This is a genomic window from Bacillus sp. AFS073361 (genome assembly GCF_002567005.1).
GTDB lineage: Bacteria > Bacillota > Bacilli > Bacillales > Cytobacillaceae > Neobacillus.
Map to the genome: position 1 here is coordinate 1 of NZ_NUZU01000207.1, position 281 is coordinate 281.

At 53.4% G+C, this 281-nt stretch carries 1 protein-coding gene; it reads left to right on the top strand.

The window, feature by feature from the left end:
* Nucleotides 1-275, top strand: a 275-nt coding sequence (locus COJ96_RS26040; protein WP_142333099.1) for a DUF2586 family protein, incomplete at its 5' end; no start/stop codon positions are given.
* Between the last annotated feature and the right edge of the window lie 6 nt (nucleotides 276-281).

Below are 281 nucleotides of genomic sequence, written 5' to 3' on the forward strand. Positions count from 1 at the left end.
CCATTCCTAAAATCGCAGATCGCTCGCTGAACAGCACACCGGGCAGCATTGCGGCGCATGAAACCTACTTCGGAAAGCCGCTGCGTGAAATGGCGATCTCTACCCAGATTAATGGGGTGGAATTCCCAGGCGAAGTTAAGCCGCCGAAGGATGGCGATATCACCATCACCTGGACCAGTAGCGTTGCGGTACAGATTTTTCTTGTCGTTCGTCCGTATGAGAGCGCGAAAGAAATCGGCGTCAGCATCGAGCTGGACACCTCACTGGAGAGCTAACTATGA